The organism is Luteibacter rhizovicinus (genome assembly GCF_004342265.1).
GTDB classification, from domain to species: domain Bacteria; phylum Pseudomonadota; class Gammaproteobacteria; order Xanthomonadales; family Rhodanobacteraceae; genus Luteibacter; species Luteibacter rhizovicinus_B.
This window is the reverse complement of the sequence record NZ_SMCS01000002.1, coordinates 548,329-574,291: the sequence shown is the minus strand read 5'-3', so window position 1 is coordinate 574,291 and position 25,963 is coordinate 548,329. Positions and strand designations below refer to the sequence as shown.

At 64.8% G+C, this 25,963-nt stretch carries 26 protein-coding genes; 8 read left to right on the top strand and 18 right to left on the bottom strand.

Going from position 1 to position 25,963, the window contains the following annotated elements; genetic code table 11:
• Positions 1 to 16: 16 nt before the first annotated feature.
• Complete coding sequence (locus EC912_RS06675) at positions 17 to 1,036, bottom strand: 2-dehydro-3-deoxygalactonokinase (protein WP_132142357.1); 1,020 nt, start codon at positions 1,034 to 1,036, stop codon at positions 17 to 19.
• 103 nt (positions 1,037 to 1,139) lie between these two features.
• Between EC912_RS06675 and EC912_RS06670 the strand changes: the two genes are divergently transcribed.
• A complete protein-coding gene (locus EC912_RS06670) occupies positions 1,140 to 2,009 on the top strand; it encodes a LysR substrate-binding domain-containing protein (protein ID WP_132142356.1) in 870 nt (289 codons plus the stop codon).
• Positions 2,010 to 2,283: 274 nt separating this feature from the next.
• On the opposite strand, the gene EC912_RS06665 is transcribed toward EC912_RS06670, so the two are convergent.
• From EC912_RS06665 to rpsU, 6 genes are all read right to left on the bottom strand, one after another.
• Complete coding sequence (locus EC912_RS06665) at positions 2,284 to 2,565, bottom strand: hypothetical protein (protein ID WP_132142355.1); 282 nt, start codon at positions 2,563 to 2,565, stop codon at positions 2,284 to 2,286.
• A gap of 501 nt (positions 2,566 to 3,066) precedes the next feature.
• A complete protein-coding gene (locus EC912_RS06660) occupies positions 3,067 to 3,678 on the bottom strand; it encodes a DedA family protein (RefSeq protein ID WP_132142354.1) in 612 nt (203 codons plus the stop codon).
• Positions 3,679 to 3,769: 91 nt separating this feature from the next.
• Positions 3,770 to 5,500, bottom strand: a complete 1,731-nt coding sequence (dnaG, locus tag EC912_RS06655) for a DNA primase (RefSeq protein WP_132142353.1) — start codon at positions 5,498 to 5,500, stop codon at positions 3,770 to 3,772.
• A gap of 55 nt (positions 5,501 to 5,555) precedes the next feature.
• Entirely contained in the window at positions 5,556 to 5,729 is a 174-nt protein-coding gene (locus EC912_RS06650; RefSeq protein ID WP_132142352.1) for a DUF1328 domain-containing protein, read from the bottom strand.
• A 67-nt stretch (positions 5,730 to 5,796) separates the two neighbouring features.
• Positions 5,797 to 6,240 (bottom strand): GatB/YqeY domain-containing protein, encoded by a 444-nt coding sequence (locus EC912_RS06645; protein ID WP_132142351.1) that lies wholly within the window; start codon positions 6,238 to 6,240, stop codon positions 5,797 to 5,799.
• Between the two features lie 127 nt (positions 6,241 to 6,367).
• A complete protein-coding gene (gene rpsU / locus EC912_RS06640; protein WP_029213735.1) occupies positions 6,368 to 6,583 on the bottom strand; it encodes a 30S ribosomal protein S21 in 216 nt (71 codons plus the stop codon).
• Positions 6,584 to 6,668: 85 nt separating this feature from the next.
• Here rpsU and tsaD point away from each other — a divergent pair, with 85 nt between their 5' ends.
• The 4 genes from tsaD (at position 6,669) to EC912_RS06620 (ending at position 9,526) form a co-directional block, all read left to right on the top strand.
• Positions 6,669 to 7,691, top strand: coding sequence for a tRNA (adenosine(37)-N6)-threonylcarbamoyltransferase complex transferase subunit TsaD (tsaD, locus tag EC912_RS06635; RefSeq protein WP_243649198.1), 1,023 nt, complete (start codon positions 6,669 to 6,671; stop codon positions 7,689 to 7,691).
• A 75-nt stretch (positions 7,692 to 7,766) separates the two neighbouring features.
• Positions 7,767 to 8,126 (top strand): dihydroneopterin aldolase, encoded by a 360-nt coding sequence (gene folB, locus EC912_RS06630; RefSeq protein ID WP_132142349.1) that lies wholly within the window; start codon positions 7,767 to 7,769, stop codon positions 8,124 to 8,126.
• Positions 8,126 to 8,614: a 2-amino-4-hydroxy-6-hydroxymethyldihydropteridine diphosphokinase gene (folK, locus tag EC912_RS06625; protein WP_132142348.1), complete on the top strand. Its 489-nt coding sequence runs from the start codon at positions 8,126 to 8,128 to the stop codon at positions 8,612 to 8,614. The genes folB and folK overlap by 1 nt, the downstream gene beginning before the upstream one ends.
• A gap of 60 nt (positions 8,615 to 8,674) precedes the next feature.
• The gene (locus EC912_RS06620; RefSeq protein ID WP_132142347.1) at positions 8,675 to 9,526 is read left to right on the top strand and encodes a DUF6159 family protein; all 852 of its coding nucleotides are present in this window, start codon (positions 8,675 to 8,677) and stop codon (positions 9,524 to 9,526) included.
• A 208-nt stretch (positions 9,527 to 9,734) separates the two neighbouring features.
• Here the strand turns inward: EC912_RS06620 and EC912_RS06615 are convergent, their stop codons facing one another.
• Entirely contained in the window at positions 9,735 to 10,472 is a 738-nt protein-coding gene (locus EC912_RS06615) for a pteridine reductase (RefSeq protein WP_132142346.1), read from the bottom strand.
• Between the two features lie 55 nt (positions 10,473 to 10,527).
• Entirely contained in the window at positions 10,528 to 11,367 is an 840-nt protein-coding gene (locus EC912_RS06610) for a hypothetical protein (protein WP_243649175.1), read from the bottom strand.
• 156 nt (positions 11,368 to 11,523) lie between these two features.
• Between EC912_RS06610 and EC912_RS06605 the strand changes: the two genes are divergently transcribed.
• Together EC912_RS06605 and EC912_RS06600 are read left to right on the top strand one after the other, a co-directional pair.
• Entirely contained in the window at positions 11,524 to 13,671 is a 2,148-nt protein-coding gene (locus EC912_RS06605; protein WP_428993084.1) for a TonB-dependent receptor, read from the top strand.
• A 66-nt stretch (positions 13,672 to 13,737) separates the two neighbouring features.
• Positions 13,738 to 14,931 (top strand): class I SAM-dependent methyltransferase, encoded by a 1,194-nt coding sequence (locus EC912_RS06600; RefSeq protein WP_132142345.1) that lies wholly within the window; start codon positions 13,738 to 13,740, stop codon positions 14,929 to 14,931.
• Positions 14,932 to 14,996: 65 nt separating this feature from the next.
• On the opposite strand, the gene EC912_RS06595 is transcribed toward EC912_RS06600, so the two are convergent.
• Genes EC912_RS06595 through EC912_RS06580 form a run of 4 tightly spaced genes read right to left on the bottom strand, consistent with a single transcriptional unit; the run spans position 14,997 to position 20,297 of the window.
• Positions 14,997 to 16,226, bottom strand: coding sequence for a multifunctional CCA addition/repair protein (locus EC912_RS06595; RefSeq protein WP_132142344.1), 1,230 nt, complete (start codon positions 16,224 to 16,226; stop codon positions 14,997 to 14,999).
• Between the two features lie 10 nt (positions 16,227 to 16,236).
• Positions 16,237 to 17,175 (bottom strand): complex I NDUFA9 subunit family protein, encoded by a 939-nt coding sequence (locus EC912_RS06590; RefSeq protein WP_132142343.1) that lies wholly within the window; start codon positions 17,173 to 17,175, stop codon positions 16,237 to 16,239.
• Between the two features lie 9 nt (positions 17,176 to 17,184).
• Positions 17,185 to 18,204, bottom strand: a complete 1,020-nt coding sequence (locus tag EC912_RS06585) for an NAD(P)H-quinone oxidoreductase (protein ID WP_243649174.1) — start codon at positions 18,202 to 18,204, stop codon at positions 17,185 to 17,187.
• Positions 18,201 to 20,297, bottom strand: a complete 2,097-nt coding sequence (locus EC912_RS06580; RefSeq protein ID WP_243649173.1) for a transglycosylase SLT domain-containing protein — start codon at positions 20,295 to 20,297, stop codon at positions 18,201 to 18,203. The genes EC912_RS06585 and EC912_RS06580 overlap by 4 nt, the downstream gene beginning before the upstream one ends.
• A gap of 138 nt (positions 20,298 to 20,435) precedes the next feature.
• On the opposite strand from EC912_RS06580, the gene EC912_RS06575 reads away from it, so the two are divergent.
• Positions 20,436 to 22,082: a glycosyl hydrolase family 17 protein gene (locus EC912_RS06575; protein WP_132142342.1), complete on the top strand. Its 1,647-nt coding sequence runs from the start codon at positions 20,436 to 20,438 to the stop codon at positions 22,080 to 22,082.
• Between the two features lie 11 nt (positions 22,083 to 22,093).
• Here the strand turns inward: EC912_RS06575 and EC912_RS06570 are convergent, their stop codons facing one another.
• The 5 genes from EC912_RS06570 to EC912_RS06550 form a co-directional block, all read right to left on the bottom strand.
• Entirely contained in the window at positions 22,094 to 22,474 is a 381-nt protein-coding gene (locus EC912_RS06570) for a hypothetical protein (protein ID WP_132142341.1), read from the bottom strand.
• Positions 22,471 to 23,307 (bottom strand): endonuclease/exonuclease/phosphatase family protein, encoded by an 837-nt coding sequence (locus EC912_RS06565; RefSeq protein WP_132142838.1) that lies wholly within the window; start codon positions 23,305 to 23,307, stop codon positions 22,471 to 22,473. The genes EC912_RS06570 and EC912_RS06565 overlap by 4 nt, the downstream gene beginning before the upstream one ends.
• A 127-nt stretch (positions 23,308 to 23,434) precedes the next feature.
• Entirely contained in the window at positions 23,435 to 24,082 is a 648-nt protein-coding gene (locus EC912_RS06560; RefSeq protein WP_132142340.1) for a thiol:disulfide interchange protein DsbA/DsbL, read from the bottom strand.
• A 60-nt stretch (positions 24,083 to 24,142) separates the two neighbouring features.
• On the bottom strand, positions 24,143 to 25,009 hold the full coding sequence (locus tag EC912_RS06555) for a thiol:disulfide interchange protein DsbA/DsbL (RefSeq protein WP_132142339.1): 867 nt from the start codon (positions 25,007 to 25,009) through the stop codon (positions 24,143 to 24,145).
• Between the two features lie 52 nt (positions 25,010 to 25,061).
• Entirely contained in the window at positions 25,062 to 25,811 is a 750-nt protein-coding gene (locus tag EC912_RS06550; RefSeq protein ID WP_132142338.1) for a c-type cytochrome, read from the bottom strand.
• Positions 25,812 to 25,963 lie beyond the last annotated feature (152 nt).

The window sequence follows — 25,963 nt, the reverse complement described above, 5'->3', positions numbered from 1 at the left end:
TTAATTGCGTATGGCCTTAGCCAAGCGCGGGTTCGTTCGTATCGACCAGTCCGCGGACGCGAGCGACGGCGATAACGCCGTATCCCGCCAGGTCGCGCTGTTCGTCGTCGCTCAGTACCGTCACGGCACCGGAGAAGAAATCGTCGCCTTCGACGAGAAGCGCGATGGCCTCGCGCAGGATCGGCTTGCCGCTGACCACGAAGCGCGTACCCGGGTTCATGCGGATGGCGCTGGAGTTCTTCAGGGTGAGCAGGTCCGAGCCAAGCACGGCGCCCAGCAGGAAGTTGGCGCGGGCATTCGCGTCGTAGACGGCGAACTGGTCGAGGATGCGCACGCTGAAACAGGCGCGCCCCAGGCCGATCTGTTTCGCCGAGCGCGCGCCGGCCAGCAGCATCTCCTTGTCGATGCGTTTGGCGAAACCCTCTTTGAGCGAGCTGGCGAGAATGGTGTCGTGCGAGATGACGTGCAGCAATTCGCCCGCCAGCGTGGTCACGCAGCCCGCGATGCGCTGCTTGGCATCGATGCTGACGAACTTGGAGTGCGAGCCGGGCAGCACGATCACCGCCGGCTCCTTCAGGCCGAGCCGTTCCACCAGCGCGAAGGATTCGACTTCTTCGCCGCGCATCATGTCCATGGCTTCGCAGTTGTGCAGGCCGATGTGTTCCACGGCATTGCGCACGCCCGGGACGAACCAGATGGGGCGCTTCCACACCGTCGGGACGGTCGACTCGCGCATCGCGGCAGCCAGCGTGTCGAGTCCTGCGGGGGCGACCACGTGCGGTATCTCGCACAGGCCCATGTTCGACGTGATCATGCCGGAGGCCAGCACGAGTTCGACGGCGTCCTCGTCGAGCGATGCCTGCGTCAGCGCTTCCTCGATCGTTTCGCGGACGGCGGCTTCGAGCTTGTCGCGGCTACCGCTGATGGCGGTATCGCGCACGCCGACCTGCCGGGCCGCGTGGGCGACGACCTGGCCGTCGCGCCAGAGGCAGACGCGGGTATTCGTGGTGCCGGTATCGATAGTGAGGATGTTCATGCGTTGTCCGCTTCGTATCGCGGCGGATTGTTGGCAGTGGCGGCGGGCGTGGCAAACTAGATTTCTTCGGGGGCTTCCCCAAGTTTTCTTTAATGAGTCCGCAATGAAGCGCTCGCTCCCCCTGCATGCCTTGCGCGTTTTCGAACTTGCAGCGCAACATCTGAGCTTCACCAAGGCAGGTGAGGAGTTATCGTTGACGGCCGCCGCAGTGAGTCAGCAGATCAAGCAGCTGGAATCCTGGCTGGGTATACCGTTGTTTGTGCGTAGCAACAATAAACTGTCGTTGACGCCAGCCGGCGAGAACTATTTCCCGCGCATTCGCGAAGCTTTTCGTGCGTTGCAGCATGCGACGGATCAGCTATTGGACCACCGCAACGCCTCGTTGCGTGTCCTGGTCCCGGCAACTTTCGGCACGAAGTGGCTCGTGCCTCGCCTTTTTCGCTTCTTCGATCGCTATCCGGACATCGGTGTCGAGGTGGTCACGGACGGCCAGCCGGACGCGGCCGGATGGGATATCGCCATCGACGACCGTCTGAGCGAAGGCGGCGAGCAGGTGTTGCTGGTCAGCAGTGGCTACACGCCGGTATGCAGTCCCGCGCTGGCGGCCGGACTGCACGGCCCGGAGGACCTGGCGAGCCATACGCTGTTGCATGAACGCCAGAACCGTCGCGCCGCGCCGTCCCCCGGCTGGGATCAGTGGCTTGCGCGCGGTGGCATCGACCTTGGCGATGTCTCCCGCGAAATGGGTTTCGGCGACGGCACGATGATGCTGCAGGCGGCCATCGAAGGGCAGGGCGTGGCGCTCGCGCAGGAATTGCTGGTGGCGTACGACCTTGCGGCGGGGCGCCTCGCGGAACCGTTCCGGGTCGATGTGCCGCTGCGGCATGCTTACTACTTATGCGTGTCGCGCGATGCCGCGGGGCGTGTGGAGACGGAGATATTCAAGGATTGGTTGTTCGCTGAGGTGGCGTAGTCGCTCATCCTTCGCGTCAGGTTTTGATGTGAAAGGTGCTGTGCCGGCCATCGCCTTACGACTCCATAGCCCTCACCGTCGTTCCGGCGCACGCCGGAATCCGCGGCGAGGCGGTCGGTTGTCGCGACGACCATGGTCGCTTTAAAAGCGGGAACCTCAGCGTTCGGGCTTGCCTCCGCGTGGTCGCTGCGGACCCCGGCGTACGCCGGGGTGACGGTGAGGGAGAGGAGGCCGTGAGGCGAAGGGAGAGGTCTTCGACTCTTTATCGTCTGGGTCAGGCGGCTTGAACCGGGGTGTTTACGACATGACCTTTCTCGCGCCAGATCGCCACGACGAACTCCGCCGCTTCATCGACCAGTCGCCGCACGGCCGTCATGGCCTGCGACATCGACGTCGCATCGAAATCGGTGTGTGTCGAAAGCGCCAGTTGATTCAATAGAGCCGTCGAGGCGGTAAGTCGCATCTGCGCCGCATCGTGCAACTCGTCGACGGAGAGCGCGAGATCGCCGCGACACACGGGACAGGAAGAAATGAGGTTGGGAAAGGGCGGGGACATACACGGCTCCATGTGACCGGTGAGCCGCCACCCGCGTTGCGCGGGGTGGCGGACGTGTCGGGGTAGAAAACCGGTTACGAGTGCCAACCCCGGCCAGACGCAAAGTCTGCCCGACACGCCCGCCGTAAACACGCGGGAATGAACGCAGGAGCATTCGCTGCCTGCGTGGACTCATAAATCGGGTTTCTACGCCCGGCCATCGAAAGGGTCGACAGCCCGGCAAGCATCGCAATCCCTCACCCACGCATCCATCCGATTATTCCGAAAAACGCGTGGTAATTGTTTGAGAGTGCGATGAGGCCACGCACTCCCTCACCGTCACCCCGACGAGGGTAGTGGCAGGCTCTGTGCCATGCGTAACGATGTGCCGGGGCTACGGCGAAAGAGCTGATCGAGCGCGATCGCGACCACCTGATGCAACGCACTGGGTCCCTGCCTGCGCAGGGACGACGGTGATGGGGTGCTTCGTGCCTATTTCGTCGGAAGAGCGATATGCGCGGTTTAACAGCAGCTCTTGCGCTTCTTCCGCCACCAGATCACGCCGATGACCACCACGATCACCGCCAGTGCGATCCACAGGCTGGTCTGCCCGCGCTTGATCCACGTCACCAGCCACTCGTGGTTATTCGCACCGAAGTAGCCGAGGTAAACCCAGATCGGCACGCTGATCAGCGCGGCGAATCCGTCGAGGATGAAGAAGCGCAGGAAGGTTACGCGATGCGTGGCGCCGGCGGTGATGTAGACGGCGGTGCGCATGCCGGGCAGGAAGCGCGCGAAGAACATCAGGCGGTTGCCGTAGCGTTCGAATTTTTCCTGCACGCGCGCGTAGCGCGCCGGTGTGAGCAATCGGGCGACGAAGCGCCAGCGCAGGATGCGGGCGCCGTAGTGGCGGCCCAGCAGGAACATCGTGGAATCGCCGAGCAGTACGCCGACCATGGCGACGCCGACCATGATATGCACGCTGCCGTAGCCGAGGCCCGTGATAATGCCGCCCGCGACGAGCGTGATGTCCTCGGGTAGCGGTGCGCCGGCGCCGCATAGCATCAGCGCGAGAAAGACGGCCGCATAGCCGTTCTCGCCGAAGATGGTTACGAGTCGTTCAAGCAGGTCCATCAACGTCGCTCGTGTCCGGCGCTTGCCGGTCCGTTGCCAGGTTCGGTGGGCGATGATCCCACGGAACGAGTTACGAGCGCTTGCGAATGCATCATTCGGCGATGACCTGGACAACGCGGGCGGCGAACAGCATGCGCAACTCCGCTTTCTCGGCGTCGTCGAGCACGCCCTCGCGGCTCTTCGCGATCAGCGCTTCGCGGCGCTGCATCACGGCCTGCAATTGCATCTGCCGGAGCGCATCCATGAATTCGACCTTCTGCATTTCCGCTTCGCCGATGACGTCCGCCTGCGCGAGCTTCTGCAGCGACGCATATTCGGGACGTTCCGCGAACGTCTCGATGAGCAGGGCGGGATTGATACCTGGCCGCGCGCGCGCGATGTCGAGCAGTTCGGCCAGCAGGTCGACGCCGGGCTTATTCAGGCGGAGAAACGAATAAGGCGTTTCGACTTCTTCGGCCATCGACGGCTGCGCCAGCAACAGCGTGATGGCGCTGCGCACGAGGCTGCGCTGGATGTTGACGTTGCGCGAGGACGGCCGCGAGGGTTTTTCCGGTTCCAGCATGGCGCGGGCGCCGGTGCGTCGTTCCAGCTCCTGCGCCATCAGGTCGCGGAATGCGCCATCCGGAAATTTCGCGATCAGCGGGCGGGCGCGTTCGGCCAGTCGTGCGCGGCCGTCGAGGCGTGTGATGTCCACATCGCGTGCCAGTTCCTCGAAGAAGTATTCCGACAGCGGCATCGCTTCCTTCATGCGCTTCTCGAAACCGTCCTTGCCTTCCTTGCGTACGAGGGTGTCGGGGTCTTCGCCGTCGGGCAGGAACAGGAAAAACGCCTGGCGACCGTCGCGCATGCGCGGCAGTACCGATTCCAGCGCTCGCCAGGCGGCCGCTTTGCCGGCGCGGTCGCCATCGAAGCAGAAGAAGACGTCGGGTGCGGCGCGGAACAAGACTTCGGCATGGTCGGGCGTGGTCGCGGTACCCAGCGTGGCCACCGCGATCGGCAGGCCGGCCTGATGGAGCGCGATGACGTCCATATAGCCTTCGACGACCATGATCCGCGTCAGGTTCTGGTTGGCCTGTTTCACCTGCCATAGCGCGAAGAGCTCGCGACCCTTGTGGAAAAGGGGGGTCTCGGGCGAGTTGAGGTATTTCGGGCTTTGCTCGGCGGTCAGTACGCGTCCGCCGAATGCGATGACGCGACCCCGGCGGTCGAGAATCGGGAACATCACGCGTTCGCGGAAGCGATCGTAGCGATTGCCCCGCTCGTTGCTGGCGACCATGCCCGCTTCGTTGAGCAACTGGCGCCGCTTATCGCTGGTGCCGAGCGCTTTCATCACGCCGTCGTAGCCGGCCGGTGCCCAGCCGATGCGGAAGCGCTTGATCGTTTCGGCGTCCAGGCCGCGACGGTCCACATAGGCCATGGCCTCGGGACTGCCTCCCAGTTCTTTCTGATAGAAGCTGGCGGCGTCGTCGAGCAGGCCGTAGAGATCCGTCTTGTCCTCGCGCGGGGCGTTGTCGCGGCCACCTTCGTAGGGAACGGTGAGACCCGCCGACTGCGCCAGTTCCTCGATGGCATCGGGGAATTCCAGCCGCTCGTAATCCATGAGGAACTTGATCGCGCTGCCGTGCGCGCCGCAGCCGAAACAGTGGAAGAACTGCTTCTGCGGGCTGACGTAGAACGAAGGCGAGCGTTCGTTATGGAACGGACAGCAGGCGGTCCATTCCCGGCCGGCCTTTTTCAACGGCACGCGCCGCTCGATCACATCGACGATGTCGACGCGGGCAAGCAGTTCGTCGATGAAGCTGTCAGGAATTCGACCACGCATAAGACGACTAGGATGCCACGCGGTGCCCCCGGATGGGGCACCGCTGGCCGCGTCGTCAGAATGCGAGGTGAAGCACTCCGAAGATCGAGAGCAAGGCAAGCAGGAAGAGGATCAGGAAGATGGCGAAGCAGATCTTGGCGATGGTCGCCGCCGCACCGGAGATCCGGCCGAAGCCGAGTGCGCCGGTGACGAGCGCGATAAGGCCGAAGATGATGGCGAACTTGAGCATGGGTCTACCTCCGTATGGCAGCGGAGGATGCTCAGGTGGCTGTGGGGGAGGTGTGAAGCGGGGCCCTTCAGGCCAGCCGCGCCTTCACCTTCTGCGCCACAGCACCCATATCCGCTCGTCCGGCGGCCTTTTCCTTCACCAGGGCCACGACCTTGCCCATGTCGCGGGCCGTGGTGGCACCCGATTCGGTCACGGCGGCATCGATGATGGCATCCAGTTCGGCGTCGGATAGCTTCGCCGGCAGGTAAGTGTCGATGACGCCCATCTCGAAGCGCTCGATGTCGGCCAGGTCGGTGCGACCGGCTTTGTCGAACTGGTCGATGGAATCGCGACGCTGCTTCTGCATCTTTTCGAGCACGGTCAGGACCTGGACGTCGTCCAGTTCGATGCGTTCGTCGACTTCGCGGCGCTTGATCTCGGCCTGCACCAGGCGGATGACGCCCAGCCGCGTCTTGTCGCCGCTGCGCATGGCCGCTTTCATGTCTTCAGTAAGTTGCTGTTTGAGTGACACAATTCCTCCTGAACGACGAAAAGCCGGCTTTGCCATGGGCAAAGCCGGCTCGGGAGTTCGCCATGCGTACGGTGGCGGCGTTGCCGCGCCAACCGTTAATCTCACCTGCCCTGACGGGCAGATGGGATTAGTACATGCGGGTCCGGCGCGTGGTGTCGCGCGACAGACGACGCAGGTGACGCTTCACAGCAGCGGCGCGCTTGCGCTTACGCTCCTGAGTGGGCTTTTCATAGAATTCGCGTTTGCGCGTTTCGGCCAGAACGCCAGCCTTTTCGCACGTACGCTTGAAGCGGCGAAGGGCAAGCTCAAATGGCTCGTTCTCGCGGACTTTAACGCTCGGCATGGAAACTCCACTAATGTTTAAACTGACCCGTAAGATCGGGCGAGCCGTGGATTATAACGTGACCGAACAGAATTTTTCAAAGCCCATACTGGGAATCGAGACCTCCTGCGATGAAACAGGGGTCGCCCTGCTGCGCTGGGACCCTGAAAAACCCGGTCGCGGGCTGCTTTCCCATGCGCTTTTCAGCCAGATTGCCCTGCACGCGGAGTATGGCGGCGTGGTGCCCGAACTGGCCAGTCGCGACCATGTCCGCAAGCTGCTGCCCCTGGTTCGCCAGGCTCTGAAGGACGCCGGACTGACCACCGCCGACCTGGGCGGCGTGGCCTATACGGCCGGTCCGGGCCTCGTCGGAGCCCTGCTGGTGGGGGCTTCCGCCGCCCGTGCCATGGCCTGGGCGCTGGGCGTACCGGCCATCGGCGTACACCATATGGAAGGTCATCTGCTGGCGCCCCTGCTCGAAGTAGATCCGCCCGAAACGCCGTTCGTGGCCCTGCTGGTCTCCGGCGGACATTCGATGCTGGTCGAGGTGCAGGCCATCGGCCAGTACCGCATTCTGGGCGATACGCTGGACGACGCGGCGGGCGAAGCCTTCGACAAAACGGCCAAGATGATGGGGCTGCCCTATCCGGGCGGTCCCGCCCTGGCGGCGCTGGCGGAGCAGGGCACGCCGGGCGCGTTCCGCTTTTCGCGTCCGATGACCGACCGGCCCGGGCTGGATTTCAGCTTTTCGGGACTGAAGACCCAGGTATTGCTCGCCTGGCAGGCCAGCGACCGCAGCGACCAGACCCGCGCCGATATCGCGCGCGGATTCCAGGAAGCCATTGTCGATACGCTGGCCATCAAGTGCCGCCGCGCTCTGGCCGCGACCGGCGCGAAGCGTCTGGTGATCGCCGGCGGCGTGGGCGCGAACAAGCGTCTGCGGGAGCAACTGGGACAGGCCGCCAGCGACGATGGGTTCCGCGTGTACTTCCCCCGTCTGGCCTTCTGTACGGACAACGGCGCGATGATCGCGCTTGCCGGCGCCATCCGTCTTGCGTCGGGCCAGCACCAGGACGAGACGATCGCGGTGCATCCGCGGTGGAGCCTGGAGACGTTGCCGGCGGCGTGAAGCCGCCACCCCCGCTCTTGCGAAACCCCTCCGTGTCGCGGACCCTGTAAGGCCCGCACACAGAAAGCCCGCTCCATGGATATCGTCTTCATCGAAGACCTGCGTATCGATGCCGTCATCGGCATCTACGACTGGGAACGCCGTATTCGCCAGACGCTTTCGTTCGATCTGGAAATGGCGTTCGACAACACGCGCCCGGCCGCGACCGACGATATCGCCGACACGCTCAACTACAAGTCGATTTCCAAGCGGCTGCAGTCTTATGTCGAAGCATCCAGTTTCGGCCTGGTCGAAACGCTGGCCGAACGCTGCGCCGCCATCGTGCGCGAAGAATTCGGCGTGAGCTGGGTCCGCCTGAAACTTTCCAAGCCGGGTGCCGTCCGTGGCGCGAAGGCCGTGGGCGTATGCATCGAACGCGGCGAGCGTCCGCGCTGATGGGGCGTGCCTATTTAAGCCTCGGTTCCAATGTCGAACCCCATCGTTATCTGCGCGCGGCCCTCGACGAACTGCGCGCGCGCTTCGGCGCACTCGACGTATCGCCCGCGTATCGCAGCGTCGCGGTAGGTTTCGACGGACCGGACTTCGTCAATCTTGCGGTGGGTCTCGATACCGACCTTCCGCCCGTCGCCCTCAACGAATGGCTGCATGCGCTCGAGGATCGACACGGACGTCTGCGCGGCGGTCCGCGTTACGCCGACCGTACGCTGGATGTCGATATCGTCCTGTACGACGACCTGATACTCAGCGGCGAGGGGCATCTGGAAATTCCGCGCGGCGAACTGCGGCATGCCTTCGTGCTGCGCCCGATGGCCGATATCGCGCCGGATCTGAAACATCCGGTAACCGGTCGCACGATGGGCGAGTTGTGGGCGGCATTCCCCGTGGCCAGCGAGCCCATGGTGCCGGACGATCTTTCCGCCTGACGCCGCTGGCGGACGCCCCGGCGAGGTGCTACAACGTCGGCCAGTCAAGGGGAGAGGTTCATGGCCGGCAAGTTCGCGCGTAGTTGGGAATTGATGAAGGCCAGCGGTCGCGTCCTGAAACAGGACAAGACGCTGATGCTGTTTCCGTTGCTTTCGGGTCTGTGCTCGCTGATCGTAGTCGCGAGTTTCTTCATTCCCGTCGTCGTGTTCTTCATGCACAACGAAGGGCACCAGCTGGACCAGGAGCGCCTGTCGCCCCTGCACTACGTGGGCCTGTTCGCGTTCTATCTCGTCCAGTACACGGTCATCTTCTTCTTCAATACCGCACTCGTCTCCGCGGCGCTCGTGCGTCTTCGCGGCGGCGTTCCCACGGTCGGCGGCGGTATCCGCGCGGCGATGGCCCGGTTCCCGGCGATCCTTGGCTACGCGCTGATTGCCGCCACCGTGGGCGTGTTCCTGCGCGCCTTGCAGGAGCGTCTGGGTTTTGTCGGTCGCCTGGTGGCCGGTCTGCTCGGTCTTGGTTGGACGGTTGCCACCTTCCTGGTCGTTCCCGTACTCGCCAGCCAGAACGTCGGTCCTGTCGACGCACTGAAGCGCAGCGTCCAGTTGCTGCGCAAGACGTGGGGCGAGAACCTCATCGGCAACGGTGGCCTCGGTCTCGTGTTCGGCTTCATCAGCTTCGGCATCATTATCGCCGGCATGGCATTGGTGTTCGCTACCCTCGCCACGCAGTCGTATGTGGTGTTCGCGATCATCGGCGTGCTGACCTTCATCGCGTTGCTGGCGCTGTCGCTGATCCAGGCCGCGCTGCAGGGTATCTATTCCGCTGCGCTTTACCGGTTCGCGGAAGAAGGCGAAGCGGGCGCGGGCTTCGAGCCGGCATTGCTGGAAGGCGCGTTCCGCTCGAAGTAATCGCGTTCTGTTGTAGGAGCGCTCGAGAGCGCTCCTACAGGTGATGCGCGTGAGAGGTATCTCAAGTTCATCGGGCGGCTGACGTTTAGCATCTCCCTGTCGACGGAACGACGTTTGTCTCCGGATCAGTGGGGACGCACGAGATACGAACGACACTTCCTCCGCAGGGAAGCTGACGGGAGCCCCTCAGGGCTCCCTTTTTTATGGATCAGATCGCCAGCGCGCGGCCACCGTCGACGCGCACGGTCTGACCGGTCGTGTAGTTCGCATCCAGCAATAGCCAGCGCACGGCTTCGGCTACTTCGGCGGGCTGTCCCATCCGCGCCAGCGGAGTTTTCTCCATCAAGGCATCCGCCGCCGCCTGGTCCTTACCCGAATCGGGCCAGAGAATGGCGCCCGGCGCGACCGCGTTGACGCGGATGTCCGGCGCCAGATCCTTCGCCAGGGACAGCGTAAGCATGCCCAGCGCGGCTTTCGCCATGCAGTAGACCGGATGTTCCGCCAACGGGCGTTCGCCGTAGATATCGACGATGTTGACGATGGCGCCGCGCGAACGACGCAGTTCGCCAGCGGCTGCCTGCGCCAGAAAGAAGGGCGCGCGTGCATTGGCCGCGAAGAGATCGTCCCATTGTTCTGGCGTGGCCGAGTCCACCGGCGTGGGATAAAACGACGATGCGTTGTTGACCAGACCGTCCAGCCGGCCGAAACGCGCGACGACCTCATCCACCAGGCGGCGTGTCGCCGACGTGTCGGCGAGGTCGGCACGGAAGAGAACGACGCTGCCGGGGCGTATGGCCTGAAGCTCCGACGCGAGCGCGGCGGCTTCGTGCTCCGAGCGCAGGTAATGCAGCGCGATATCGCAGCCCGCTTCATGCAGGCGGCGCACGATGGCCGCACCTACGCGCCGGGCTCCGCCTGTGACGAGGACGACGCGTTTCGGTTCCATTGCTGCGCTTCCTGGCGATTGGGGCGTACGAGCTTGCCGCATTCCCGCGTCGAGGTCACTTGCCGCCTTTCGTGGTCTTCGTCGCGGTCTTCCGGCTGGCGGTTTTCTTTACCGCGACCTTGCGCGCTTTCGTTCCGGTTTTCGCCGGAGCCGGTTTCGCGGTTTTGACCGTCGTCTTCTTGGCGGCGATTTTGCGGACGGTCGCTTTCTTCGTGCCAGCGGCCGCCCTACGAGGTTTTTTTGCCGGGACGGGTGCCTCCCCGTCACTGTCTTCGACGTGGATATCCCCGCTGAAAAGATCTATCGCCGTCTTGGCCACCTGGCCGGTGTCGTAGTACGCGTACGCACCTACTCCCAGTGCGCCGACGATCGGCAGCCAGCGCGAAATGCCCTTGCCGACCGCGCGCTTGGACACACCGACGCCGATCCGCTGGGCCAGGCGCTGCAGCACGCTGGTTGCCGTGGTGCGAAAGATCAGGCGATCGCCCACGCGGATGGCCACGTCGCGGAATGCCTGCGCGGCAGTATGGCGGAACAGGCACCACAGCATCTGTTCGCGGCCCAGTTTCGCGGTTTTGCCGTAGGCCGCCGCTATATCGCTGACCATCTGGCCCTGGATGCGCCAGATCGCCACCAGCTCGGGCAGCACGGTCAGCCAACCCAGCGGGCCGGGTGGAAGGGCGAGCGAGCCGGCGGTCAGGCCGGCGCGGTGGGCCGCCGAGCTGGCGATCTTCCGGCATGCCTCCTCGGCGTTGGCGTGGCCCGCCGCCGGTACCTCGCTGGCCGGAATCCGGCTGACGAACTCCAGAATCGCCCGGGCCACGGGGCTTTCCTCATGCATGGCCCGGGCCGGGACGATCTCCCGGGAGCCGGAGGTTTCCTTGTCGTTTCCCATCGTTATCTCCGCGATTGTGCCTCGGAACATGGTGTCGGCAGCCTTGTGAGCCCCGAATGAAGCGAAAGCGGCATGAAAGGTTCGGATCAGGATACTGGCGTAACATTATAACATTGCGCTATATCGTCCCCTGTCCCCTAATAAGAAGACGCCCCGATGAGAATCCGCTCCATCAAAGACGCCCGCCTTGCCCTGGCTATCGCCGGAGCGCTTGCCAGCCTGTCCGCCATGCCGGCTTTCGCGGCCGACGGGACCGGCGACGACGCGACCAACCCTCAGAAGGCGACCACGCTCGGCGCCGTCGACGTCAGTGCGCGACTGGACGAAGCGCGCAATAGTCTGTCGCCGGATACGGGTAGCAGCCAGTACGTCATCGATCGGCAGACCATTCAGGCGCTGCCGCTGGGCGACGCGACGCCGCTGAACCAGATCGTGTTGCAGGCACCCGGCGTCGTGCAGGATTCGTACGGGCAGCTGCATATCCGCGGCGATCACGCGAATCTGCAGTACCGCATCAACGGCGTATTGATCCCCGAGAGCATCGGCGGCTTCGGGCAGACGCTGGACGCGCGCCTCATCGACAACATGAAGCTCCTCACCGGCGCGCTGCCGGCCCAGTACGGCGAGCGTACCGCCGCCATCGTCGACATCACCACGCGTACCGGCAAGGAAGGCACGGGCGGCAGCGTTGGCGTGACCGGCGGCAGTTTCGGCACCATCAACCCGAACGCGACGATCTTCGGCCGCTCGGGTGCGTGGAGCTGGTTCGCCACGGCGAACTACCTGGTCAACGACGTCGGTATCGAAAATCCGACGTCCAGCCGCAAGCCGGTGCACGACCGCACCAACCAGGTGAAAGCGTTCGGCGACATCTCGTACCTGATCGACAACGACACGCGCCTGAGCTTCATGTTTGGCGCGACGAACAACCGCTTCCAGATTCCGAACAATCCGGGCCAGGCGCCGCAGTTCGGCTATCTGGACGTCACGAACTTCGATTCGGCGAACCTCAACGAGCGCCAGCAGGAAAAGACCCGGTTCGGCATCCTCTCCTTGCAGGGAAAGATGGGCGAGACGGCGTATCAGGTCTCCGCGGGCGAACGTTACAGCGGCCTCTCGTTCACGCCCGACGATATCGGCGATCTGATGTTCAATGGCGTGGCATCGAACGTCCGTCGCAGCAATCGCGCGACGACGCTTCAAGCCGATTTCTCGACGCCGGTGGGCGATAACCACACGCTGCGATATGGCCTGTACGGTGCGTACGAAAGCGCGAAATCGACGAATGATGCGATGGTTTTCCCCGCGGACGACAACGGCAATCAGACCAGCACCGTACCGTTGAACATCGTTGACGCCAGCCGCGTCATCGCCCGTACCTACGCGCTTTACGTGCAGGACGAATGGAGCATCGGCGATCACTGGACGGTCAACTACGGCGTGCGCGCCGACAAGTACAACGCCTTCCGTGTGGAAAGCCAGCTGAGCCCGCGCATCGGCGCTATCTGGCAGCCGAACGACAGCACCACCGTGCACGCCGGGTATTCGCGTTATTTCACGCCGCCGGCCAGCGAAGCGATCACGTCCACGTCGATCGAGAAGTTCGCGGGCACGACCAATGCACTGCCGGACAACGGTAGCAACACGCCGCTGGTCGAGCGTTCCGATTACTACGACATCGGTATTTCGCAGAAGCTGGGCAGCCAGTGGACGGCCGGGATCGACGCTTACTATCGCCGCGTTTCGCGCATCCAGGACGAAGGGCAGTTCGGTGCGGCCGTGGTCTACTCGACCTTCAACTACGACCAGGGTCGCATCCAGGGCACCGAGTTCACGCTGAATTTCGATGGCGGCCCGCTGACCGCGTACTTCAACTTCGCATACAACCGCTCGCTGGGTAAGAAGATCATCACGGGTCAGTACAACTTCGCACCCGACGACCTCGCCTATATCGCGAACAACTACATCCACCTGGATCACGACCAGAAATTCACATCGTCGGGCGGGGTGAACTACGCCATCGATTCCACAACGCGGATCGGTGCCGATTATCTCTTCGGTTCGGGGCTGCGCAAGGACGGTGCGGTACCCAACGGCGCCTCCATGCCGTCGTACTTCCAGCTCAATCTCAGCGTCGCGCACGATTTCAACTTCGACAAGACCGGCGCACTGCACACGCAACTGGCGTTGATCAATGCGCTGGATCGTACGTACCAGCTCCGCGACGGATCGGGTATCGGCGTGGGCGCGCCGCAGTATGGTCCGCGTCGTGGCGTGTACCTTTCGGTGCAGAAGGACTTCTGAGGTAGCGGCGGTGAAAGAGGGGGCGATCCGTTATCCTGCGGCTTCGCCCCCAGCCTGCACCTTGAGATGAACGCCCGACTTCCCGAACCCTCCGCCGACGAGCGCGCCCATTCCGATCACCTGCTCGCGCTGCTGCGCGAGGACATCGCCTCCCAGGGGCCGATGCCGTTCTCGCGATTCATGGAACGCTGCCTCTACACGCCGGGACTGGGTTACTACAGCGCGGGCAAGGCTAAATTCGGCGCCGAAGGCGACTTCGTCACCGCGCCCGAGCTGGGCGATCTTTTCGCGCAGTGCGTAGTGCGTTCCGTGCAGCCCATTCTTTCGATGCTGGGTGACGAAGCGGACTTCCTGGAGCTTGGCGGCGGCAGCGGCGCTTTCGCCGAAAGTGCGCTCGTCGCGATGGATGCCGCTGGCGTATTACCGCGACGCTACATGATTCTCGAACCCAGCGCGGATCTTCGCGAACGCCAGCGCGAACGCCTTGCCGCGGCGCTGCCTCCCGCGGTGTATGCGCGGGTTGCGTGGATCGACCGTCCGCCGGAAGAAAGCTGGAAGGGTGTCCTTTTCGCCAACGAAGTGATCGACGCCCTGCCGACCACGCGCTTCACCGTGCGCGATGGCGAGGTGTACGAGGAATACGTCGTACTGAATGGCGATGGGGGGTTGACACGTATCGATCGTCCCGCCGATGCGCTCACAGGCGGTGCCGTGCGTCATCTGGAGCGCGATCTCGGTCGCGAGTTCGAGGCGGGTTATCGCACCGAGGTCCTTCCGCAGTTGCCGTACTGGATGCAGGCCGTGGGCGGTATGCTGGAAACGGGCGCGATGCTCTTCATCGACTATGGCTATCCGCGTGCGGAGTTCTATCTGCCCGAGCGCACCGACGGCACGTTGCGCGCTTTCTACCGGCACTACACGCATGCCGATCCTTTCTACGCCCCGGGTCTGCAGGACCTCACGTCGTCCGTGGATTTCACCGCGCTGGCCGAAGCGGGCAACAACGCCGGCTTCGGTGTGGCGGCTTATGTTCCGCAGGCGCAGTTTCTCATCGCGTCGGGTTTGCAGGAGTTCTTCGAAGCCGGCTACATGGCTACCGAAGACGAGGCGACGCGTTATCGTCTGGCCCAGCAGGTGAAGAAGCTGACCATGCCCGAAGAAATGGGCGAGCGTTTTCAGGCGATGCTGTTCGCGCGCGGCATCGACGCCGTCGCGCTACCGGCGGAACTGATGCTGGCGGATCAGGGCTCGCGGTTGTAACGCCGCAACGGCACGGCGTTTCTCTGTGCTCTGTGCTCCCACAGAAAGCACTAAGGCACTCCGGATTACGGTATCGGCTTCGGCACAGCCGCAATCGCCTTCACCCGTGCGCGATCCATCGCCTCGCCGATGGCCGGGCCGGTCAGGCCCTGGTCGACGAACGGTTGCGACGTAACGCCTGCCGCCGCTTCGCGCGCGGCACGCAGAAACGCAGCCTGCGGATAGCTGGCATCCGCACTGCCCAGGCGGCCGCGCTTGTCCGCCTCGCAGGCACGGAGGAAAACCTCCAAACGCTCGGGCCGGCGCAGCGCGCCCAGGCTGTCGAGCATCTTCAGGATCGTCGCCGGCTTCAGTTCGAAGGCCATGTGCGCATTGAGGTGGTAACGGCATACCGCTTCGGCGAGCACGGCGAATTCGGTCGGCACTTTCAGTCGCAACGACATTTCGCGCACCGGCTCGATGCCGCGCTGCTCGTGCATGACGTGGCGCGGCAATATCTCCTCGGGCGTCAGCGCCTTGCCCAGATCGTGCGTGAGCGCGCAGTACCCGACCAGCGCATCGCCGGGCGCGATGCGTGCGGCCATGTCCAGCACCAGTTCGATATGGATGCCGCAGTCGATTTCGGGGTGGTACTCGGCTCGCTGCGGCACGCCGTAAAGCGCGTCGACTTCGGGAAACAGCACGCGTAAGGCGCCGCTTTCGCGCAGCACCTTGAGAAAGGCCGACGGTTTCGGTTCCGCCAGCGCTTTGCGCGTTTCCGCCCATACCCGTTCGGGAACGAGATGATCGATCTCGCCGTCGGCGACCATCCGCCGCATCAGCGCCATGGTTTCGGCCGCGACGGTGAATCCAAGCGGTGCGTACCGCGCGGCGAATCGCGCCACGCGCAGCAGGCGCACGGGATCTTCGACGAAAGCATCGGACACATGGCGCAGCATGCGCGCCTCGATGTCGCGCACGCCGCCATAGGGATCGACCAGCGTGCCGTCGTCCGCTTCGGCGATGGCGTTGATCGTGAGGTCGCGCCGTTCCAGATCCTGTTCCAGGGTGACCGATGCGTCGGCCTGAAACGCGAAACCGTGATAACCGCGACCCGTCTTACGTTCGGTGCGAGCCAGCGCGTATTCCTCGCCAGTCTTCGCTTCGAGGAAAACCGGGAAATCCTTGCCGACGGCTTTGTAGCCGGCCGCGATCATCTCGTCGGGCGAAGCGCCGACCACCACGAAATCGCGGTCGACCACGGGACGTCCGAGCAGCTTGTCGCGGACGGCGCCGCCTACCAGATAAGTCTTCATGCCAGAGATATTAACGGCGCATGCCGCGCGCGTCGTCCAGACGTCGCTGGCGCACCGCCTTGCCGAGCAGGCGCGGTAGCCATGCGGTAAACGACTGCGGCTGGATGCCCAGCATGGCCAGGCCATCGGTCTTGCCGACCGAATCGGTGCGTAGCGAACGGAAATTGTCGGGCGAGAACGGTTTGCCGGGCATCCATTGCGCGACTTCCGCCTGGAGAAGTCCAAGGCTGTCCGGCAGCGGTATGACAGCGCGGCGTGGATGGGTCTCGTCGCGGATGCGGCGCACAATGTCGATCAGCGAGAGCGTCTCCCGTCCGTAGAGTTCGAACGTACGGTTGAGCGACAGCGCCGTGTCGCCGACGCAGCGTGCGATCGCCTCGGCGACATCGCCCACATAGACCGGGGCCATTTTCGCCTTCGGCCGCGCGAGTGGAAGGACCGGCATCAGACGCAGCAGCGAGGCGAAGCGCGTTACCAGTCCGTCGCCGGGCCCGAAAATAGTGCTGGGTTCGTAGAGCGTCCAGTCGAGGCCGGAGTGCTTCACCAGCGCTTCGGCTTCGCCGCGCGTCTTGAGGTAACGGGACAGACCCTGACCCGCTTTCAGCGAACTCATCTGGTGGAGCCGGCGTACGCCTGTATCGCGACACGTATCGATGATCGTCTTCGTCAGGTCGATATGCGCGCGCTGAAACGTGTCGCGTCCGCGTTCGTTGAGGATGCCGACGAGGTTCATCACCGTGTCGGCTTCCGAGAAATACGGTCGCAACGCAGCGGAGTCGTAGATATCCGCGGAACGCAGCGTGACGCCCGGCGCCACGGCGCTGGGCCGTCGCTTCTGGCGGTTGCGCGAAAGCAGCACGATGTTATGACCGTCGGCGGCGAGGCGGGGCACCAGAATGCTGCCGACGAAGCCCGTGCCGCCGAGTATGACGATGCGCTGCGGTTTCATGTGTAGCCCTTAAGGTGAGGCGAGAGAGCTATCAATTTCCAGAACGATCTTGCCGATATGCGAGCCATCTTCCATCAGGGTATGCGCTTTGGCGGCATCCGCGAAACCGAAAAGAGCATGCACGAGAGGGCGGAAGGTGCCGGCTTCGATCAATGGCCACACCTTCTCGCGCAACTCCCGGCCAATGACCACCTTGCGCGCGGCGGGCAGGGCGCGCAAGCCGGAGCCCGTAACGGTCAGCCGGCGGAAGATGATCTTGCCCAGGTCGAGTTCGGCCGTCCGGCCATGCGGCAGGGCGATCATGACCAGACGGCCATCGAGCGCCAGCGCGTCGAGGTTGCGGGGTGCGTAGTCGCCGCCGACCATGTCGAGGATCACGTCCACACCCGCGCCGTCCGTGAGCTGTTTCACCACGGCGACGAAATCTTCCTCGCGATAATTGATCGCTCGCTCGGCGCCCAGCGCAAGGCACGCCTCGGCCTTCTCGCGTGAACCCACCGTGGCGAACACCCGCGCACCGAAGGCTTTGGCGAGAGGAATCGCGGTGGTGCCGATGCCGCTGCTGCCGCCGTGGACCAGGAAGGTCTCGCCGGCAACCAGTCGCGCGCGGTCGAATACGTTCGTCCATACCGTGAAGCAGGTTTCCGGCAGCGCTGCAGCCTGCACCCAGTCCAGGCCCTTCGGTACGGGCAGGCACTGCCCCGCCGGTGCCGCCACGTATTCGGCATAGCCGCCGCCGTCGACCAGCGCGCAGACAGCGTCGCCCACCCGCCAGTCGTCGACATCCGCGCCCACGGCGGCGATGCGGCCGGACACTTCCAGGCCCGGCAGGTCCGAAGCGCCGGGCGGCGGCGGATAAGTTCCGGCGCGCTGGCCCGTGTCGGCGCGATTGATGCCGGCAGCGGCCACGCGGATCAGGACATCGCCCGGGCGCAGCGAAGGCACCGGGCGGTCGGCGATCTTCAGCACGTCGGGAGGGCCCGGCCGGGATATCTCGATAGCGCGCATCCGGGCAGGCAACAAGCTCATTGTTGCGGCTCTTCGGTCGACGACGCAGCGGCGGGCAACGGTTGAAGGGTCGTGGCCGGCGTGGCCGGAACGGCTTTGACGACGGCCGGCGCCGGGCATGCCACGGGTTTGCGTACCGTAGCGCTGGTCGGCAGCGCATAGGTCTGTCCGATGCGGGTCAGGCGCGATCCGATCGGCACGGCATTGCCGTTGAGACGCCAGTCGTAAATCACGGCGAAGGCCATGACGCGGGCGACGTATTCGCGGGTTTCCTTATAGGGAATGCTGACGATGAAGAGGTCGGGGTCCAGGCTGCCCCGCGCGGCAAGCCACTGGTCCACCCTGCCCGGACCGGCGTTGTAAGCCGCGCTGGCCAACCACGGCGCACCGTTGTAACGCGCCGCCATCTGCGCGAGGTAGCGCGTGCCCAGCACGATATTGGTCGGTGGATCGTAAAGGCTTTCGCCGCCGTTCCACGGCAAGCCGTTGCGTCGGGCGACATTGGACGCCGTGTCGGGCAACAACTGCATGAGGCCGCGCGCATCCGCGCCGGAACGCGCATCGGTCATCCATGCGCTTTCGGCACGGATGATGGCGTAGGCCCAGGACGCCTCGATCCCCGCCTGGCCAGCCTGTTCGACGACGCCATCCTGCCGGGCCAGCGGAAAGCGCTGCTCGTACAGACGCAGGGCGTCGCCCGAACTGAGTCCGAATACCGCCCGGTCGTACCAGCCCTGGCGATAGGCGAGATCCGCCGCCAGACGCTGCGTTTCGGGCGTGGCGTTCGCCAGTGCCTGCGTCCATTCGCGGCGGGCCTGCTTTTGCAGGCCGACGGCATAAAGCTCGAAGGCGCGATCCAGCCCCGGATCGGCAAGCAACGCCCGTTCGCGCGCAGCATCGGAGGCCATGGTCGACGGGCAGATGGCGTACGAGGTATCCAGACGATCCGCCGCAAGGAAGCCGAAGAAGGTCGCTTCCTGCGCTACCGACTGGTAGCCGGTACGCGATTCGCCCGCGCGTCCCAGCTTGCCGAGCACCATGGCGCGGAAGTAGCGCCATTCGCCGTCCTGTTTTTGCGATTCGTCGAGGGCGTCCAGCGCCGTGAGTGCCGCGGTCCAGTTCTGCCGGGCGAGAGCGACGCGGACGCGCCATTCGCGCGTGGCATCGGTCTGCGCGCCGGGCGGCAGGGCTTCGAGGCGGTCGAGGGCCCCTTCGTCGAAGTCCGTCGCATGGAACAGGGCTAGCGAGTTCAGCACCGCGCCGCGCTGCTGTTCGTCGAGCGTGAAACGGGGCGACAGATTCGTCCACGCCACATCCGCGGCCGTTGACTGACGTCGCGCCAGTCGCTGGACGCCGAGCACCACCGCCTGCCGGTTGCGCGGCGTGTCGGGCCAGGACTTGGCATCGGCGACGGCGCGCGAGGGATCGTTCATCGCCTGCGCGATGTGCTGGGCGGCGAGGGCATCCTGCGGAGGCAGCCACGGCGCCAGCGAGGCGACAGTGCCGCCCTTGCCGGCGTCGGCGGCCGTCTGGATGCGCGACCACAGCCGTTCGGTGGTCAGCAGGCCCTGATCGTGCGCGGCAGCGATAACCGGATCGCAGGCATTGGGCAGGCTGGGCTTCTTCCACAGGTCGGCCAGATCGCGGTTGAAGTCGAGCGGCTGGCCGCGCGAAAGGCTAGCCTGCAACGCATAGCAGGTAAGCCCGTCGCCCTGGCCCGGCTGATACATGGCCGAGAACGTCGTCCAGTCCTTGCGCCGGGCAAGCTCGCCAAGGAAATCGCGGCGCAGGTCGTTCGCAGGAATCAGGTTCGGATAGCGGGCCAGATAGGCATCGACCCGGGCGCGGTCCAGCTGACGCAGGTCGTGCTCCAGCGACGCGGCTTCCAGATAGGGGAACAGTGCATAGGTCTCCAGGCCCTGGGCCTGGGTCCGCCATGTGTCGCCGCCTTGCTGGGCGCTGACATAGGCCTGACGGAAGCGCGTGCGCTGGGCTTCGGTGCCCGTGCCGTGTACCTGGCCGATGATGAGAGACGCGCCGAGTAGCAGAAGCGTATGGCGGCCGAACTGGCGCATACGGGAGATGGCGTATCGCGATGCCGGGGTAGCGGGCATAAGCCTTTCCTTAGATGACGTACGAAATCCACCCCGATTGTAGTTCATGGGTCCTTGCAGGCTGGATGAACGGCACGGGGCTTCGCCGTACGGGCCCGGCCCGTTAAGCTTGCGGGGCTCACCGATACCAGGAACGGCATGTCGCCTCACACCCCCTCCGCGCGTTTCGCGCGTCCGCTCGCATGGATCGTGCTCATACTCTGCGCGCTGGCCGGCGCCGTGTACTGGTGGACGCTGGGCCGCCCGGTGAATCTCCCCGATGCGCCTTCCGCCCGCATCGCCTGTGTGTCGTACGCCCCGTTCAGATTGAAGGGCGAGACGCCGTTCGATATCAACGCGGTCATTTCGCCGGAACGCATCGACGCCGACCTGCGTGCGCTGTCGACCCGATTCGACTGTGTGCGTACGTATTCGATGGGGCAGGGTCTGGGCGCCGTGCCGGATATCGCCGGCCGCTACGGCATGAAAGTGATCATGGGTATCTGGCTCAGCCGCGACACCGTCGCCAACGAGCGCGAAATGGCGTTGGGCATCGCCGCCGCGAAGCGCGACCGTGCGCATCTGCGCGGCATCGTCGTGGGCAACGAAGTGTTGCTGCGCGGCGAACTGACGCCAAAACAACTGTCCGCGTATATCGAACGCGTGCGTTCGCAGACCGACGTACCGGTGACTTATGCGGACGTGTGGGAGTTCTGGTTGCGCCATCCCGAACTGGCGAAGGCGGTGACCTACCTCACGATCCATATCCTGCCGTACTGGGAAGACGAGCCCGTCGCGCCCGAACGCGCGGTACAGCACGTCGCGGACGTCTATACGCGTATGAAATCGGAGTTCGCCGGCAAGGACATCATGATCGGCGAAACCGGCTGGCCAAGTCAGGGCCGCACGCGGCGCGACGCCAGCGCCAGCGTGGTCAACGAAGCGCGTTACCTGCGCGAATTCCTCGTGTATGCGTCCACCGTCAACATGCCTTACAACGTGATCGAGGCATTCGACCAGCCGTGGAAGCGCGACCTGGAAGGTACGGTCGGCGGCTACTGGGGCATCTTCGACGTCGATGCGAAACCGAAGTTTCCGATGCAGGGACCGGTGGTGGAAGAGCCTCGCTGGACCTGGGCGCTCGCGGCCGGTGGCATCGGCGCGATCGTGTTCCTGCTGGCCGGGGTGTGGCGTCGTCGCTGGCACGGCGGTGCGGGCTGGCTGGCGCTGGCGTTGACCGGTTTCGCGACGGGCACGGCGTTGGCGGCGCATACGCGCCTTCTGCTGTTCGCCTGCCGCAACACGACGGAATGGACCATCGGCATCGCTGCCGGCGTACTCGCGCTGCTGACCGCGCTAAGCCTTGCGCGCGCACTAGCTGCGCGTCTTGCAGGCGGTGTTCCCGCCGCCGTGACGACCGTCGCTCCGACCGTCGTCAAACGTCGCCGCATAGGCAGGGACTGGACCGATGCATTCACCATGCAGCGCTTTTTCTGGATGTTCGTACTGGCGCTGTATGGACTGCTGTTGGTATTCAACGGCCGCTACCGCGACTTCCCGGTCGGCCTGTTCGCACTGCCCTGCATCGGCTTCGGTCTGCTGGGAATATTGCGTACACGCGCGGATCGTCTGCTGCCGCTGATCGAAGAGCGGATGCTGGCCATCCTTCTCGTGCTGCTGGGCATCACGGTCGTTGGGCAGGAGCTCGCCGCCAACGCGGTTTCGTGGCTCTGGTGCGGTCTGAATCTGGCGATCGCGATACCGGTGCTGCTTGCGTGGCAGAAAGCACGCAACGCGCAGTCGTAGTCGCCCCGTTGTTACCGCGCCGCTTCGGCGGTGCGCTCGTCGTACTGAATACGGATAAGGCGCAGCGCGCCGATCAGCAGTGCGAGGGCGCCGGCTTCGAAGCAGTACAGCTGCAACGCGACAAGGCCCAGTGCCGTAGCGAGCGCGGCGGAGAACGGATGGCGCCACACCAGCGCCAGCACGGCGGCGGCTACAGCGGCGTAGCCGTAGCCATAGGTCAGGAATCCCTGCACCACGGCAAGACGCGCGGAGCACCACCACGGCGCGACGCCTTCCTCGCACGCGTGCTGCATGTATTGCGGTTCGACCACCATATAACGCAGCAGCGCGGCGACGATCGCGATGACGACAATGGCGATCCAGGGCGCGGCGATGCGCATGCGGGAGTTCATTTGCGGACGGGTCCTTGGGGATTCGCGGTGGCCTCGGCCAGCGACGGCGGCAACCGGATTTCTGCGGCGATCGGCAGATGATCCGAGAACGCCTGGGGCAATGTCCATGTCCGGTCGAGCTTGATGTCGGCCGAGGTCAGGATATGGTCGAGCGCGCGGCGTGGCTTCCAGCTGGGGAAAGTCGGCGTATGGCTGGTCGGCATTTGTAGCGACGTCCTCGCGAACAGCCGCTGCATCTCGGGGCTTTCGACCACGGTATTGAGATCGCCCATCAGCACCGCATGCGGATGGTTGGCAAGCAGTTCCGCGATGAAGGCCAGCTGGCCCACGCGTGCCTGCGCACCCAGCGACAGATGGGCGATGACGACGACCAATGCGTCCGGGCCGTCGCCAAAACGAACGAACAGTGCACCGCGTCCGCGGATGCGGCCGGGCAGCGGATAGTCGATGACTTCGGTGGGTTCGATCCGGCTGATCAGGCCGTTGGCCGAATGGGCGACCCGCGCCATCGGCCGGTTGGGCTGGTGGCTCCAGAAAGGCATACCGGCCGCTTCTGCCAGGTAGCGCGTCTGGTTGAGGAAACCGGAACGCAGACTGCCTGCATCGGCTTCCTGGAGGCCGACGACGTCGAAGTCCTGAAGGAGATCGGCCAGCGAATCGAGGTTATCGAGCTTGTTGCGCCCGGGCAGCACCGCATTGACGCTGCGGGTGACGTAGTCGCTGTAACGCTGGACGCTGGCGCCCGCGAGAATGTTGCAACTCAGCAGTCGCAACGTGCGTTCGGCCGCGGGGAGCGGCGTCGTCGGAGAGCGGGGCGGCACAGGGCGATTCATATCGTTGCTGATGATGCTGGCGGGCCGTTGGGGATCGAGCATGCCCGGCGCGATGTGAACAACGGGCATCCAGCAACTGTTGCGTCCACCCGGCGCGGCCTGTTCAGGCGCGCCGGGCGGGCAGGTCTCACTTGACGCCGGCCAGTTCCTTTTTCACCAGGAACTGAGTGAGGGCGTTGAGCTTGTCGAAGTCGCCGAAATTGTTGCTGCGGTACTTGCCGTCGACCACGATGCTTGGGGTGCCATCGACCTGCCACTGCTGGATCAGCTTCGTATCGGCCTGGATCTGCTTCGTGGTGGCTTCGCTGTTCGCTTCGCGCAGGAACGCGGCGCGATCGACGCCCTTGCTTGCATACCAGTCGGCCAGTTCGTCGATCGTGCGGATCGGGTAATGGTCGATGTGGATGGCCTTGAAGAGCGCGGCATGCGTCGCGTCGAGCGCGCTGAGCTTCTTCGCGGCGTAGAACGCGCGGGCATACGGCAGCCATGCGTCGTTGAAAGCCGCCGGCATGGAGCGGAAGACGACATCCTTCGGCAGTTCCTTCTGCAGCTTCTCGGCGTATTCCTCGTAATGGGCGCAGTGAATGCAACCGTACGAGAACACTTCGACCACCTCGACCTTGCCGTCCTTGCCCGCGCGCTGCGGGTTGGGAATCGAGACGTACTCGCTGCCATCGGTAAACGACGTCGCGGTGGCGGCGGTATCGGCGGGACCCGCGGTGCAGGCGGTGGCGAGCACGAGGCCGCAGGCGAGAAGGGCTATGCGCTTGAACATGGATATCTCCAGTGGATGAAGCCCTGGGGCTTCGTCCGGTCAATGGCGTGATGAAGCGGGTTACTTGCCCGCGGCTTCCTTGCTGACGAGCCACTGCGTGAGCTCGACCGCCTGCGGATACCCGCCTGCGGTGATCGCGGTGAGCCGGTATTTGCCGTTCACGACGATCGTCGGCGTGCTTTCGACCCCGTAGGCGCGGATCAGTTCATCCGCGCGCTTCATCTTGGTGTTGATGGTGAACGAGTTCGCCGTGGCGACGAATTCCTGTTCGTTTACGCCGAACTTCGCGTAGAACTTCGCGACGTCCTCGATGGTCGGCCACGCCGACTGCGGCTTCGGCTTGTTCGTTTTCATATCGAACATGCCCAGTTCGCCGCTCTTGAAGACCGCGTCGAACATCGCGTCGTGCGCCTTGCCGGCGACGCCGAAGGTCTGCGCCGTGACATAGGCGCGCTGGAGCAGCGGCCAGTTTTCGTCGGGGCGGAACGAGGCCGGCGTGTAGGTCATCACCACGCCTTCGGGCAGGTGCTTGGCCATCTCGTCCACGATGCCGTGGAACTGGAAGCAGGCCGGGCAACCGTAGGAGAAGACCTCGGTCACTTCGATCTTGCCGGGCGTGCTGGTCGGCTGCGACGGCTCGATGCGGGAGTAGTGCTTGCCTTCTTCCCACTTGCCGGTGTCGACGAACGGTGCGGCGGCGACCTTCGGCGCGGCGGGCGCCTCGGCCTGGGCTGGTGCGCTGCTGGCGGCAGGTGCGGGTGCCGTCGCGGTAGTGGACGGTGTGGCGGGTGCAGGCGAAGACGCGGGAGCAGCCGGAGCCGTGGTCGCCGCGGCGGGAGCCGGAGCGGGCGCAGGGGTGTTGTCGTTGCCGGAGCAAGCCGCGAGGGCGAGCAGGGCGACGCAGAGGAGCGGCAGACGCTTGAGCATGGGGATTCCTGTAGTCCTTAAACAGGAACGGGCCGCTGGGGCCCGTTCGGTTTCACTCGGCGGTGTGCAGGCCTTCAATGTAGCTGGCTAGCGCCGCGATGTCCTTGTCGTCGAGCTTCTGGGCGATCGCCGGCATGATCTTGGCGTGCGCGTCGGTGCCCCAGGTCGTTCCGTCGTGCCAGGCCTTCAGCGTCGCCTGGATGTAATTGGCGTGCTGGCTGGTGAGCTGCGGGTACATGGCGCCCGGGTTGCCACGGCCGTCCGGGCCATGGCAGGCCATGCAGGCCGGAATGCCGCGGGTGGAGTCACCCTGGCGATAGAGCGTCTGGCCCTGCGCGACCAGGGTCTGGTCGGCCACGCCCGGCAGCGACTGCTTCGAGGCGAAGTAGGCGCCGATGTCGTGCATGTCCTGCGGGCTGAGCGCGGCGACCATACCCATCATGATCGGGTTGGCACGGGCGCCGGACTTGAAGTCGGTCAGCTGGCGAACGATGTAAGCCTCGTTCTGGCCAGCCAGGCGCGGGTACTGCGCATCGGAGGAGTTGCCGTCCATGCCGTGGCAAGCGCCGCAGGCGGCGGCCTTGCCGGCACCGGCGGTGGCGTCGCCCGGCTTGACGGCGGCCGTGGCTTCCGCGCTGGCGGCGGGGGCTTCAGTTGCCGGGGCAGCGGCGGCGGCCGTCGCGGTCGTGGGGGCGGAGCCCGCCTTGGCCGGAGCGTTCGCGTTCGGCGCGGCGGTCTGGGCCGCAGCGGCACTCATGACAAGTACTGCGGTAATGGCAGCGGCGGCGTGCCGAAACTTCATACACTCTCTCCAAGGGATGCTTCTGGGCCGAGCATGTGTGCTCAGGCGACGTAACCGAAGAATTATCCCTGTGCCAACGGGCGGCGGTCAAACGCATCGATGTGCCGCATCGCATACACTGCCCGCCCATCCTTTCCTGCCGATGACTTTCC

Excerpts from the sequence above, each read along its gene's own strand:
- EC912_RS06675 (WP_132142357.1), bottom strand. The coding sequence starts at position 1,036 with ATGAACATCCTCACTATCGATACCGGCACCACGAATACCCGCGTCTGC.
- EC912_RS06670 (WP_132142356.1), top strand. The coding sequence starts at position 1,140 with ATGAAGCGCTCGCTCCCCCTGCATGCCTTGCGCGTTTTCGAACTTGCA.
- EC912_RS06665 (WP_132142355.1), bottom strand. The coding sequence starts at position 2,565 with ATGTCCCCGCCCTTTCCCAACCTCATTTCTTCCTGTCCCGTGTGTCGC.
- EC912_RS06660 (WP_132142354.1), bottom strand. The coding sequence starts at position 3,678 with ATGGACCTGCTTGAACGACTCGTAACCATCTTCGGCGAGAACGGCTAT.
- dnaG (WP_132142353.1), bottom strand. The coding sequence starts at position 5,500 with ATGCGTGGTCGAATTCCTGACAGCTTCATCGACGAACTGCTTGCCCGC.
- EC912_RS06650 (WP_132142352.1), bottom strand. The coding sequence starts at position 5,729 with ATGCTCAAGTTCGCCATCATCTTCGGCCTTATCGCGCTCGTCACCGGC.
- rpsU (WP_029213735.1), bottom strand. The coding sequence starts at position 6,583 with ATGCCGAGCGTTAAAGTCCGCGAGAACGAGCCATTTGAGCTTGCCCTT.
- folB (WP_132142349.1), top strand. The coding sequence starts at position 7,767 with ATGGATATCGTCTTCATCGAAGACCTGCGTATCGATGCCGTCATCGGC.
- folK (WP_132142348.1), top strand. The coding sequence starts at position 8,126 with ATGGGGCGTGCCTATTTAAGCCTCGGTTCCAATGTCGAACCCCATCGT.
- EC912_RS06620 (WP_132142347.1), top strand. The coding sequence starts at position 8,675 with ATGGCCGGCAAGTTCGCGCGTAGTTGGGAATTGATGAAGGCCAGCGGT.
- EC912_RS06615 (WP_132142346.1), bottom strand. The coding sequence starts at position 10,472 with ATGGAACCGAAACGCGTCGTCCTCGTCACAGGCGGAGCCCGGCGCGTA.
- EC912_RS06610 (WP_243649175.1), bottom strand. The coding sequence starts at position 11,367 with ATGGGAAACGACAAGGAAACCTCCGGCTCCCGGGAGATCGTCCCGGCC.
- EC912_RS06605 (WP_428993084.1), top strand. The coding sequence starts at position 11,524 with ATGAGAATCCGCTCCATCAAAGACGCCCGCCTTGCCCTGGCTATCGCC.
- EC912_RS06600 (WP_132142345.1), top strand. The coding sequence starts at position 13,738 with ATGAACGCCCGACTTCCCGAACCCTCCGCCGACGAGCGCGCCCATTCC.
- EC912_RS06595 (WP_132142344.1), bottom strand. The coding sequence starts at position 16,226 with ATGAAGACTTATCTGGTAGGCGGCGCCGTCCGCGACAAGCTGCTCGGA.
- EC912_RS06590 (WP_132142343.1), bottom strand. The coding sequence starts at position 17,175 with ATGAAACCGCAGCGCATCGTCATACTCGGCGGCACGGGCTTCGTCGGC.
- EC912_RS06585 (WP_243649174.1), bottom strand. The coding sequence starts at position 18,204 with ATGAGCTTGTTGCCTGCCCGGATGCGCGCTATCGAGATATCCCGGCCG.
- EC912_RS06580 (WP_243649173.1), bottom strand. The coding sequence starts at position 20,297 with ATGCCCGCTACCCCGGCATCGCGATACGCCATCTCCCGTATGCGCCAG.
- EC912_RS06575 (WP_132142342.1), top strand. The coding sequence starts at position 20,436 with ATGTCGCCTCACACCCCCTCCGCGCGTTTCGCGCGTCCGCTCGCATGG.
- EC912_RS06570 (WP_132142341.1), bottom strand. The coding sequence starts at position 22,474 with ATGAACTCCCGCATGCGCATCGCCGCGCCCTGGATCGCCATTGTCGTC.
- EC912_RS06565 (WP_132142838.1), bottom strand. The coding sequence starts at position 23,307 with ATGAATCGCCCTGTGCCGCCCCGCTCTCCGACGACGCCGCTCCCCGCG.
- EC912_RS06560 (WP_132142340.1), bottom strand. The coding sequence starts at position 24,082 with ATGTTCAAGCGCATAGCCCTTCTCGCCTGCGGCCTCGTGCTCGCCACC.
- EC912_RS06555 (WP_132142339.1), bottom strand. The coding sequence starts at position 25,009 with ATGCTCAAGCGTCTGCCGCTCCTCTGCGTCGCCCTGCTCGCCCTCGCG.
- EC912_RS06550 (WP_132142338.1), bottom strand. The coding sequence starts at position 25,811 with ATGAAGTTTCGGCACGCCGCCGCTGCCATTACCGCAGTACTTGTCATG.